Source organism: Nocardia sp. NPDC004415 (genome assembly GCF_053602435.1).
The window spans coordinates 23,931-31,965 of sequence record NZ_JBSGDP010000069.1; the positions used below are offsets into that span (position 1 = coordinate 23,931).

Annotated in this window: 8 protein-coding genes; all 8 read right to left on the minus strand. The window is 70.4% G+C overall.

Going from position 1 to position 8,035, the window contains the following annotated elements; genetic code table 11:
• Window positions 1–33: 33 nt before the first annotated feature.
• The gene (locus ACWEMY_RS25200) at window positions 34–1,056 is read right to left on the minus strand and encodes an alpha/beta fold hydrolase (protein ID WP_375931185.1); all 1,023 of its coding nucleotides are present in this window, start codon (window positions 1,054–1,056) and stop codon (window positions 34–36) included.
• Between the two features lie 45 nt (window positions 1,057–1,101).
• Window positions 1,102–1,812: a lysoplasmalogenase gene (locus ACWEMY_RS25205; RefSeq protein ID WP_375931188.1), complete on the minus strand. Its 711-nt coding sequence runs from the start codon at window positions 1,810–1,812 to the stop codon at window positions 1,102–1,104.
• A gap of 1 nt (window position 1,813) precedes the next feature.
• Complete coding sequence (locus ACWEMY_RS25210) at window positions 1,814–2,872, minus strand: beta-ketoacyl-ACP synthase 3 (RefSeq protein ID WP_452391994.1); 1,059 nt, start codon at window positions 2,870–2,872, stop codon at window positions 1,814–1,816.
• 68 nt (window positions 2,873–2,940) lie between these two features.
• Window positions 2,941–3,504: an orotate phosphoribosyltransferase gene (pyrE, locus tag ACWEMY_RS25215; protein ID WP_375931194.1), complete on the minus strand. Its 564-nt coding sequence runs from the start codon at window positions 3,502–3,504 to the stop codon at window positions 2,941–2,943.
• 22 nt (window positions 3,505–3,526) lie between these two features.
• Window positions 3,527–4,333 carry an SDR family NAD(P)-dependent oxidoreductase gene (locus ACWEMY_RS25220; protein WP_375931197.1) on the minus strand — a complete coding sequence of 269 codons (807 nt, stop codon included), beginning with the start codon at window positions 4,331–4,333 and terminating at the stop codon, window positions 3,527–3,529.
• Between the two features lie 57 nt (window positions 4,334–4,390).
• Window positions 4,391–5,509, minus strand: coding sequence for a hypothetical protein (locus ACWEMY_RS25225; protein ID WP_452391995.1), 1,119 nt, complete (start codon window positions 5,507–5,509; stop codon window positions 4,391–4,393).
• A gap of 68 nt (window positions 5,510–5,577) precedes the next feature.
• Window positions 5,578–6,366, minus strand: coding sequence for a DUF5666 domain-containing protein (locus ACWEMY_RS25230; RefSeq protein WP_452391996.1), 789 nt, complete (start codon window positions 6,364–6,366; stop codon window positions 5,578–5,580).
• Between the two features lie 63 nt (window positions 6,367–6,429).
• Window positions 6,430–8,035 (minus strand): ATP-dependent Clp protease ATP-binding subunit (locus ACWEMY_RS25235; protein ID WP_452391997.1); only part of this gene is annotated, 1,606 nt, incomplete at its 5' end.

Consider the following 8,035-nt stretch of genomic DNA (forward strand, 5'->3'; position numbering starts at 1 on the left):
CAGGACCGGACCCCGGACGAGTCCGCGGCCCACCTATGGCACGCTGCGCTGCGGGCTGTGGTCGAGCGCGGTCGCCGCGGCCGGTGCCGGGACTTCCGGCGCCGGGTTCGGGTACGTCACCGCGGGACCGGTCCCCGGGGACGGGAGGGCGACGATCGGGCGGCCGCGGCGCAGGGTGCGCTGCCAGCGCACGGGGTCGAAGACCGCCGGTTCGGTGTGCTCGATGAAGTCGTGGATGAGGGTGACGAAGCGTTCGGGATCGTCGTGATGCGGGAAATGCCCGGCACCGGGGAAGATCGCGATCCGGCTGCCGGGGAAGGCGCGGTGCGCGCGTTCGGCGTGCCCGGACGGGATGACCGTGTCGCGGGTGCCGCCGACGACCATGGTGGGCAGGTGCGCGGCCAGGTAGCCGCGGTCGAGCATGGTGATGGTCTGGCCGCGCCGGTCGGCGGCGGCACGGATGGTGCGCAGGAAGGCATTGCGCGCGCCGGGCTCGGCGAGGCGGCCGTAGAGGCGAAGCACGTATTCGGCGTCGCGGCCCAGACCGAGCCCGCCCAGCGCCCGGACCAGCGGAATCGCGGTCAATACGGCGGTGCGGACCGGCCAGCTGGTGATCGCCATGAGCGCGGGCCCCGCCCCGGCCACGGTCGCCAGCCGGAACGCCGGGTGCACCCCGGCGCCCATGCCCGCCGGGCAGACCAGCGCGATCCGCTCCACCTTCTCCGGGAACTGGTAGGCGAACTGCATGGCCACCCCGCCCCCGAGCGAGTGCCCCACCAGCGTGATCCGCTCGATGCCGAGCACGCTGAGCAGGTCGCGCATGCCGTTGGCGTAGGCGGCCACCGCGTAGTCGGCGCGCGGTTTGGCGGATTCGCCGTGACCGAGCAGGTCGGGGGCGATCACGGTGTAGTGCTCGGCGAGCCCGTCGAACACCGGGTCCCAGGTGCCGGAACTGTCGGTGATGCCGTGGATGAGCAGCAGCGGCGGCCCCGACCCGGCCATCCGGAACGCGCGGCGATAACCGTGCACCTCGACGAACTGCGCTTTCCCGGTCATCTTCGAAGCGTGCGCGGCCGGTGTTGCGGCCACGGCACGCCGCGGTTAGCGATAGGTGACGGTTGCGCCTCGGCGCGCGTGCGCGGCCGGGTCCGTGAGCAGGTACTGCGCGGCGGCGTAGGTCGCCAGGATGACGCCCTCGCTCGCCCGGCGGCCGCGCTCGCTGCGCGCGAAGAGCCGCCGCAGCACGATCAGCCCGTCGGAGACGGTGAACAACAGCGCACCCACACCGAGCCTGCTGCGCGGATCGGCGTCCGGGATGTTCAGTCCCGCGATGTTCTTCGACTCCGGCGCCAGCGCCGGGTCGGAGGCCAGGGTGGCCGCGGTGCCGAGGGTGGCACCGTAGGCGCTCAACGGCAACATCAGGTTCGGCGCCTTGGCGCGCAGCAAACCCGCCGCACCCAGCCAGGCGAGCACCCGGGGGACGGCGATATCGGGGCGCGGGCGGGCACCGCGACGCCACCACAGCGTCGAGTACCCGGTCTGCATCACCGCGAACGAGGACGCGCCCGCGATCAGGCGGCGATCGTCGTCGGGATCGATGAGCAGCACGTCACCGACGGTGGCCGCGGCCAGCGATCCGAGCAGAATCCGGCGTTCGGCCGGATCGAGCTCGACCTCGCTGGTCACCACGTCGGCCGCCAGCAGCGGCATCAGCAGCGGCTTGGCCACCCATTGCAGCCGTTCACGGCCGGTGACGGCACCGAAGACGGTGACCGCCGCCGCCGCGAGATAACCGGCCCGCAGCGCACGCACGTCAGAAACTCGGTTCCTTCGGGGCGGGCGGCAGGGTGACGACCTGGCCCGCGTAGCTCAGCCCGGCGCCGAAGCCGAGCAGCAGCGCCAGCTGACCGCCCTTGGCCTTGCCGGTCACCAGCATCTCCTCCATGGCCAGCGGGATCGAGGCCGCCGAGGTGTTGCCGGTGTTCTCGATGTCGTTGGCCATCGGGATGCCCTCGGCCAGGCCGAGGTTCTTCTTCATGAGCTCGTTGATCCGGGCGTTGGCCTGGTGCGGGATGAAGACCTCGATGTCTTCCTTGGCCACCCCGGAGTTCTCCAGCGCCGCCGACAGCGCGCGCGGCAAGGTGACCGCGGCCCAGCGGAAGACCTTCGGGCCTTCCATCCGCAGCGACATCTGGCCGACCGGCTCCACCTCGGGATCGGTGCCCTGCATCTGCTGGGCCCGGTGCTGGAACGCCAGGAAGTCGATGTTCTGGGCGATGGCCTCGGCGTTCTCGCCGTCGCTGCCCCACACCGTCGGGGAGATGCCGTTCTCCTCGGACGGGCCGACGACCACAGCGCCGGCGCCGTCACCGAAGATCATCGCGGTGCCGCGGTCGGACTTGTCCAGGCCGACGGTCATCGTCTCCGCGCCGATCACCAGCACGTAGTCGGCCGAACCGGCCCGGATCAGGTCGGCGGCGACGCCGAGACCGTAGCCGAAGCCGCCGCAGCCGGAGGTGAGGTCGAAGGCGGCGACGCCGTTGAGGCCCAGGTCGGAGGCCACCGAGGGCGCGCCGTGCGGGGTGAGCTTGAGCCAGCTCGAGGTGCACAGGATGACCGCGCCGATCTTGTCCCGCTCGATCGGGGTGTTGTTCAGCGCGCGCTCGCCCGCGGCCGCGGCGATCGAGCGGATGGTCTCGTCACCGCTGATCCAGCGCCGGTTGTGGATACCGGTGCGCTCGTAGATCCACTCCGGCGTCGAGTCGAGGGTTTCGCACACCTCGGCATTGCTGACGATGCGCTGCGGACGGTAGGCACCGATCCCGAGCATCGCAACGTTGTCGCGACCTTTGTTAACTGCAATGCTCACCACAGGTGACTCACACGTCCTTCAGAATTACCGGGCGACCACATCGTCGCCCGGGCTTGGCGCTGTTCAGGCTAACTCAGAGCAAGGTCATCGAGTCCGAGGATGGACCGATATTCCAGGCCCTCCTCGGCGATCACCTGGTCGGCGCCGGTTTCCCGGTCGACGACGGTCGCGACGCCCACCACGATGGCCCCGGCGTCACGCAGCGCGCGCACGGCGGTCAGCGGTGAGTTGCCGGTGGTGGTGGTGTCCTCGACGACCAGCACCCGCTTGCCGACGACATCGGGTCCCTCGATCTGACGCTGCATCCCGTGCGCCTTGGCGGCCTTGCGCACCACGAACGCGTCGATCGGGCGGCCGGGGGCGTGCATCACCGCCATCGCGACCGGGTCGGCGCCCATGGTGAGCCCACCGACCGAGTCGAAATCCCAGTCGGCGACGAGCTCGCGCAGCAGCGAGCCGATCAGCGGGGCCGCCTGGTGGTGCAGCGTCGCGCGGCGCAGGTCGACGTAGTAGTCGGCCTCCTTGCCCGAGGACAGCGTCACCTTGCCGTGCACGACCGCGAGCTCGCGCACGAGCGCGGCCAGTCGGTCGCGATCGGCCTCGGTGAGCGCCTGACGTGCCTGGTCGATCATGATGGCTGTGTTCCTCTCATGCCTAGGTCCTTCCGCGTGCGTTGAACAGTCCGCGATTCATCCGGGTCATCAGGGTCCGCGGGACGAGCCCCGCCACCGTGGTGAGCACCTTGTACTGCACGCCGGGCACACTGATCACCCGGCCGGAGTCCAGGTCGTGCAGGCATCCGTCGACCACCTGATCGACATCGAGCCACATCCGCTTCGGCACCGAACCCATCTCGATGCCCGCGCGCTCGTGGAACTCGGTGCGCACGAATCCGGGGCACAGCGCCTGCACGCGCACCCCGGTACCCACCAGGCCGCCTGCCAACCCTTCGGAAAAGGATACGACGTAGGCCTTGGAGGCCGAGTAGGTCGACCCCCGTCCGGGGATCAGCCCGGCCACGCTGGCCACGTTCACGATCGAGCCGGACGCGGCGGCGACCATCGCGGGCAGCGCGGCCCTGGTCAGCTGCAGGACAGAGGTCACGTTGACGTCGAGCTGGGCCTGTAGCTCACCGGGCTCGAGCGTCCAGAATTCGCCCGAGTGCGCGAAACCGGCGTTGTTCACCAGGAACTGGATGCCCTTGGCCGCCCGGTCGGCGACCAGGGCGCGGTCGTCGTCATCGGCGAGGTCGGCGGCGAGCACCTCGGTGCCGGTGTCGTAGCGGCGGGCCAGCTCGTCGGCGAGTTCGCGCAGGCGCGTCTCGTTCCTGGCGACCAGCACCAGGTCGTAGCCGAGGGCGGCGAGGCGGTGGGCGAAACCCTGGCCGATTCCGGACGTCGGTCCGGTGATCATGGCGACGGGGCGGGAGGCGCCGGGCAGGCGCGCGGAACTATCGGTCATCGCTGGTCGATTCGGGTCGACGGAAAGGCCGTGACGACACCTCGCCGCGGCCCGGGATCACTTGGGTACCGGCCCCTGATACGGCCGGAAACCCGGGTGGAACGGGCCGCCGGGGCGGCCGGGTTCCGACTCGTCGTCGTCGGAGTCCGCCCGCGCACGCGGGGGCTCGACGCGCGGACGCGGCTCGGGGACCACCGCCAGCGAGGGGCGCCGCGGCGGCTCGCCGAGCGGGCGGCGGCCGGGGGCGGGCTGATCCTCGAACTCGGGGTCGTCGAGGTCGGGGTCGTAGTCGGCGGGTCGGGGTGCCCGATTGGCCTGCGGACGCTGCTCGAAGGGATGCTCGTCGTCGGTCGCGGCGGGGGCGCGGTTGGCGAAGCTCGCGGCGGCGCGCGCGGGCTGCGGGCGGTAGCGCTCGTCCTCGTCGTCGGGGCCGGGGAATCGGGCACGGCCGCGGTCTTCGATGTCGAGCGGTTCGGCGTCGTCGAGGTCGTCGTCGTATTCGGGCCGGAAGCCCTCGCCCAGCGGCTCGTCGGCATTGGAGCGCGGGCGGTTGTACTCGCTGGGTTCGGCCACCGGCGGCAGCACGTGCAGCAGGCCGGACAGGCGCAGCACCGCGTCGATCGCGGACTCCCACTCCTTGGCGCCGCTGCCGACCGGGAGCATGCCCAGGGTCCAGTTGCCCTCGCTCCACAACATCTGCAAGGTGTCGGTGAGCGATTCGATGAAGCCGACCATGCGCTGGTCGACGGCGTGCCGGGCGATCTCCGGGTCGGTGGCGAACACGACCCGGTCACCGATGGCGCCGAGCAGTTCCAGATCGTGGTCCTTGGGCGGGGCGGCGGTCTTGAGCCGCATGTCGACGTCGATCTCCGAGCCGATCTGCCTGCGCACCGCCACCAGGGTGGCCGCGTCCTCCAGGTCGAAGAGCACGAACTTCTCGCCCTTGCGGATGCCGGAGACCACGTCGACCGCCGAGAGGTAGCCGAGCTTGGCCAGCGCGCCGCGACGCCAGGTCGAGGCGAGCGCGGGCTCCACCGAGACATAGGTATAGCCCTGGGACTTCGCCCAGACCTGCCTGGCGTGCCCGGTCCGCTGTCGCTGGACCCGATCGAAATACAGCAGCACGACCGCACCCACGAGTGCGATCGCCGCCAACCCGAACCACATAGCCGTCATCGTCGCCTAGCCTATCCAGCCGTCGCCGTGATTGCCCGGCAGCACCGGGGATTCGACGCGCGGGTCGCTCATCGGGGGCCGCTCGGTAACGCCGTGCTGATGATGATCTCGGCGTGGATCGACCCGTCTGGATTCTTGTCGCCCTGCACCATAACCATGTCGCCGACCGGGAGTTCGCTCGCCTTCGTGCTGGTCAGCGAGATCACCTGGGTCGCATCGTCGATCAGCACCCGCACCGTCGAACCACCCAGCGTGCTCATGGTGATCTCGGTGCCGGTGTTGGCGGTGATACTGCCCATCGTCGCACCGAGGTCCTCCCCACCGCCCAAACCGGGTAATCCGGGGAGGCCGGGCGTGTCGGGCGGGGTGACCGGTGTGGTCGGCTGACCGAAGGTCGGCGGCACCAGCGGCTGGGTGCTCGTCGGGGCCGTGGCGAGGGTGTCGTCGTCGGAACCGCCGCCGCTGAGCATCAACCCGGCCAGCACCCCGCCGACCGCGATCAGCGCCAGCACACCGAGGCCGAGCAGAATCCACAGTCCGGTATTGCGCTTGGGCGGTTGCCCCTGGTCGGGGCCCTGCGGCTGCGGCGGATATCCCGGCGGCGGACCACCCTGATAACCGTGTCCGTAGCCGGGTGGCGGTGCCTGCTGCGGGGGTGGTTGCGCTGCGGGATAACCACTTTCGTAGGCACCCCACTGCGCGTCGTGGGGCGGGAGGGCCTGGGTCGGGTTCGACGGCTGCCCCCATTCGTCGAACCCCGAGCCGTACGGCTTGGTCGATTCCACACCCGGCGAACCCAACCGTTCGGTCGGCGAATCCTCCGGGTGTTGCCCCCACGGATCGTTCGGGTTCGTCATGGGCTCCAGCGTAGGTCAGCCCGGTGCGTTTGGGAGGTCCTCACGCACCGGGCTGTGGATAAATCACGAGCTGTGGACAACCTCGCGTCCGACGACCAGCTTGTCGGTGGCGTCGTCCACACTCACCCGCACCGTGTCACCGTCGGCGATCTCGCCTGCCAGCAACTCCTTGGCCAGGCTGTCGCCGATGGCCTGCTGGATCAGCCTGCGCAGCGGCCGCGCGCCGTAGGCCGGGTCGTAGCCGCGCACCGCCAGCCACTGCTTGGCCTCGGTACTCACGTCGAGGGTCAGCCTGCGCTGGGAGAGCCGCTTCTGCAGCTGACGCAGGTTGATGTCGACGATCGACTCGAGCTGCTGAGCGTCGAGCGCGTGGAACATCACCACGTCGTCGAGCCGGTTGATGAACTCCGGCTTGAACGCGCGCCGCACCGCCGCCATCACCTCGTCCTTGTCGCCACCCGCACCGAGGTTCGAGGTGAGGATGAGGATCGTGTTGCGGAAGTCGACCGTGCGGCCCTGGCTGTCGGTCAGCCTGCCCTCGTCGAGCACCTGCAGCAGGATGTCGAACACGTCCGGGTGCGCCTTCTCGATCTCGTCGAACAGCACCACCGAATACGGCCGCCTGCGCACCGCCTCGGTGAGCTGACCGCCCTGGTCGTAGCCCACATAGCCGGGCGGCGCGCCGACCAGCCGAGCCACCGAGTGCTTCTCGCTGTACTCGCTCATGTCGATGCGGACCATGGCGCGTTCGTCGGCGAAGAGGAAGTCGGCCAGCGATTTCGCCAGCTCGGTCTTACCCACACCGGTCGGCCCGACGAACATGAACGAGCCCGTCGGCCGGTCCGGATCGGCGACCCCGGCACGGGCGCGGCGCACCGCGTCCGACACCGCCCGCACGGCTTCCTCCTGCCCGACCACCCGTCCGGCGACCTCGGTCTCCATTCGCAGCAGCTTGGCGGTCTCGCCCTCGAGCATCCGGCCCACCGGCACACCGGTCCACGACGACACCACATCGGCGATGTCGTCCGGGGTGACCTCCTCGTTGAGCATCACCTCGCCGTCGGCGGCCGCGCCGCTGGCCTGCTCGGCCGCGGCCAGCTCCTTCTCCAGCGCCGGGATCCGGCCGTAGCGCAGTTCGGCGGCCTTGCCCAGGTCACCGTCGCGTTCGGCCCGCTCCGACTCCCCGCGCAGCGCCTCGAGCTGCTCCTTGAGCCCGCGCACCGAGTCGATGGCGTTCTTCTCGTTCTGCCAGCGGGTGGTGAGCTGACCGAGCTTCTCCCGGTCGTCGGCCAGTTCCTGGCGCAGCTTCTCCAAGCGCTGCTTGGAACCGGCGTCGGTCTCCTTCTCCAGCGCGACCTCCTCGATCTCGAGGCGGCGCACCGCGCGCTCGACCTCGTCGATCTCCACAGGCCGCGAGTCGATCTCCATGCGCAGCCGCGAGGCCGACTCGTCGATCAGGTCGATCGCCTTGTCCGGCAGGAAGCGCGAGGTGATGTAGCGATCCGAGAGCGTCGCGGCCGCCACCAGCGCCGAATCGGTGATCCGCACGCCGTGGTGCACCTCGTAGCGCTCCTTGATGCCACGCAGGATGCCGATGGTGTCGGCCACCGACGGCTCCCCTACCAGCACCTGCTGGAAGCGCCGCTCCAGCGCCGCGTCCTTCTCGATG

What these genes read in the sequence shown, in the direction of transcription:
- ACWEMY_RS25200 (WP_375931185.1), bottom strand. Translation starts at nt 1,056, where the DNA reads ATGACCGGGAAAGCGCAGTTCGTCGAGGTGCACGGTTATCGCCGCGCG.
- pyrE (WP_375931194.1), bottom strand. Translation starts at nt 3,504, where the DNA reads ATGATCGACCAGGCACGTCAGGCGCTCACCGAGGCCGATCGCGACCGA.
- ACWEMY_RS25220 (WP_375931197.1), bottom strand. Translation starts at nt 4,333, where the DNA reads ATGACCGATAGTTCCGCGCGCCTGCCCGGCGCCTCCCGCCCCGTCGCC.
- ACWEMY_RS25225 (WP_452391995.1), bottom strand. Translation starts at nt 5,509, where the DNA reads ATGACGGCTATGTGGTTCGGGTTGGCGGCGATCGCACTCGTGGGTGCG.
- ACWEMY_RS25230 (WP_452391996.1), bottom strand. Translation starts at nt 6,366, where the DNA reads ATGACGAACCCGAACGATCCGTGGGGGCAACACCCGGAGGATTCGCCG.